The organism is Pseudomonas asuensis (genome assembly GCF_014646755.1).
GTDB classification, from domain to species: domain Bacteria; phylum Pseudomonadota; class Gammaproteobacteria; order Pseudomonadales; family Pseudomonadaceae; genus Chryseomonas; species Chryseomonas asuensis.
The window spans coordinates 1-3,196 of sequence record NZ_BMNW01000047.1 but is presented as its reverse complement, the minus strand read 5'-3'; the positions used below and the strand labels follow the sequence as shown (position 1 = coordinate 3,196).

Genomic DNA, 3,196 nt, shown 5'->3' with positions numbered 1-3,196 from the left:
TTTAGTCGCTTCCCCGAATTGGGTATGTGATCTGGTTTTGCGGTTCAACAAGCTTTCGGCTGTGTCTACCAAACAACAGATTGTTTGGGTGTTATATGGTCAAGCCTCACGGGCAATTAGTATCGGTTAGCTCAACGCCTCACAGCGCTTACACACCCGACCTATCAACGTTGTAGTCTTCAACGGCCCTTCAGGAAGCTCAAGGCTCCAGTGAGATCTCATCTTGAGGCAAGTTTCCCGCTTAGATGCTTTCAGCGGTTATCTTTTCCGAACATAGCTACCCGGCAATGCCACTGGCGTGACAACCGGAACACCAGAGGTTCGTCCACTCCGGTCCTCTCGTACTAGGAGCAGCCCCTCTCAAATCTCAAACGTCCACGGCAGATAGGGACCGAACTGTCTCACGACGTTCTAAACCCAGCTCGCGTACCACTTTAAATGGCGAACAGCCATACCCTTGGGACCGGCTTCAGCCCCAGGATGTGATGAGCCGACATCGAGGTGCCAAACACCGCCGTCGATATGAACTCTTGGGCGGTATCAGCCTGTTATCCCCGGAGTACCTTTTATCCGTTGAGCGATGGCCCTTCCATACAGAACCACCGGATCACTAAGACCTACTTTCGTACCTGCTCGACGTGTCTGTCTCGCAGTCAAGCGCGCTTTTGCCTTTATACTCTACGACCGATTTCCGACCGGTCTGAGCGCACCTTCGTACTCCTCCGTTACTCTTTAGGAGGAGACCGCCCCAGTCAAACTGCCCACCATACACTGTCCTCGATCCGGATAACGGACCAGAGTTAGAACCTCAAGGTTGCCAGGGTGGTATTTCAAGGATGGCTCCATAGGAACTGGCGTCCCTACTTCAAAGCCTCCCACCTATCCTACACAAGCAAGCTCAAAGTCCAGTGCAAAGCTACAGTAAAGGTTCACGGGGTCTTTCCGTCTAGCCGCGGATACACTGCATCTTCACAGCGATTTCAATTTCACTGAGTCTCGGGTGGAGACAGCGCCGCCATCGTTACGCCATTCGTGCAGGTCGGAACTTACCCGACAAGGAATTTCGCTACCTTAGGACCGTTATAGTTACGGCCGCCGTTTACCGGGGCTTCGATCAAGAGCTTCGCTTGCGCTAACCCCATCAATTAACCTTCCGGCACCGGGCAGGCGTCACACCCTATACGTCCACTTTCGTGTTTGCAGAGTGCTGTGTTTTTAATAAACAGTCGCAGCGGCCTGGTATCTTCGACCGGCATGAGCTTACGGAGCAAGTCCTTCACCCTCACCGGCGCACCTTCTCCCGAAGTTACGGTGCCATTTTGCCTAGTTCCTTCACCCGAGTTCTCTCAAGCGCCTTGGTATTCTCTACCCGACCACCTGTGTCGGTTTGGGGTACGATTTCTAATTACCTGAAGCTTAGAGGCTTTTCCTGGAAGCATGGCATCAACCACTTCTCCTTCATAAGAAGGATCGTCATAAGCTCTCAGCCTTAACCGTCCGGATTTACCTAAACAGTCAGCCTACCGCCTTAAACTTGGACAACCAACGCCAAGCTGGCCTAGCCTTCTCCGTCCCCCCATCGCAGTAATTAGAAGTACAGGAATATTAACCTGTTTCCCATCGACTACGCCTTTCAGCCTCGCCTTAGGGGTCGACTCACCCTGCGTCGATTAACGTTGCGCAGGAACCCTTGGTCTTTCGGCGTGGGAGTTTTTCACTCCCATTGTCGTTACTCATGTCAGCATTCGCACTTCTGATACCTCCAGCAAGCTTCTCAACTCACCTTCACAGGCTTACAGAACGCTCCTCTACCGCTCAACTTGCGTTGAACCCGTAGCTTCGGTGTGTAGTTTGAGCCCCGTTACATCTTCCGCGCAGGCCGACTCGACTAGTGAGCTATTACGCTTTCTTTAAAGGGTGGCTGCTTCTAAGCCAACCTCCTAGCTGTCTAAGCCTTCCCACATCGTTTACCACTTAACTACAACTTTGGGACCTTAGCTGACGGTCTGGGTTGTTTCCCTTTTCACGACGGACGTTAGCACCCGCCGTGTGTCTCCCATGCTTGCACTTCTGGGTATTCGGAGTTTGCATCGGTTTGGTAAGTCGGGATGACCCCCTAGCCGAAACAGTGCTCTACCCCCCAGAGTGATACATGAGGCGCTACCTAAATAGCTTTCGAGGAGAACCAGCTATCTCCGAGCTTGATTAGCCTTTCACTCCGATCCACAAGTCATCCCCTGCCTTTTCAACGGAAGTGGGTTCGGTCCTCCAGTCAGTGTTACCTAACCTTCAACCTGCTCATGGATAGATCGCCCGGTTTCGGGTCTATACCCAGCGACTAAAACGCCCTATTAAGACTCGCTTTCGCTACGCCTTCCCTATACGGTTAAGCTTGCCACTGAATATAAGTCGCTGACCCATTATACAAAAGGTACGCAGTCACCCAACAAAGTGGGCTCCCACTGCTTGTACGCATACGGTTTCAGGATCTATTTCACTCCCCTCTCCGGGGTTCTTTTCGCCTTTCCCTCACGGTACTGGTTCACTATCGGTCAGTCAGTAGTATTTAGCCTTGGAGGATGGTCCCCCCATATTCAGACAACGTTTCACGTGCGCCGTCCTACTCGATTTCACTCAAAAGATCCTTTCACCTACGGGGCTATCACCCACTATGGCCGCACTTTCCAGAGCGTTCGGTTAAAATCAATTGAGCTTAAGGGCTAGTCCCCGTTCGCTCGCCACTACTTAGGGAATCTCGGTTGATTTCTTTTCCTCAGGGTACTTAGATGTTTCAGTTCCCCTGGTTCGCCTCTCACACCTATGGATTCAGTGTGAGATACCTGACTTATGTCAGGTGGGTTCCCCCATTCAGAGATCTCCGGATCACAGTCTATTTGCCGACTCCCCGAAGCTTATCGCAGGCTATCACGTCTTTCATCGCCTCTGACTGCCAAGGCATCCACCGTATGCGCTTATTCACTTGACCATATAACCCCAAAGAATCTGAAGTTATGTTTGGTTTGGAACACGACATTCGCCGAAAACTTGCGCTTGAACTCGCAAATTTACCTTGACCACATAGTCTGCAGTGAAACAGCCTATGTGTTCGTACTTCTATCACATACCCAAATTTTTAAAGAACAGTCTGAAAACAAAGTTCAGAAGTCAATGCTCCGACCCAACCCTTAGGGGGGGG

The 3,196-nt window shown here is 51.3% G+C and carries 1 rRNA gene; it reads right to left on the bottom strand.

Features of this window, described 5'->3' with window-relative positions:
• Positions 1–95 precede the first annotated feature (95 nt).
• Positions 96–2,986: ribosomal RNA gene (locus tag IEX86_RS24490) — 23S ribosomal RNA — on the bottom strand.
• Positions 2,987–3,196: the final 210 nt, after the last annotated feature.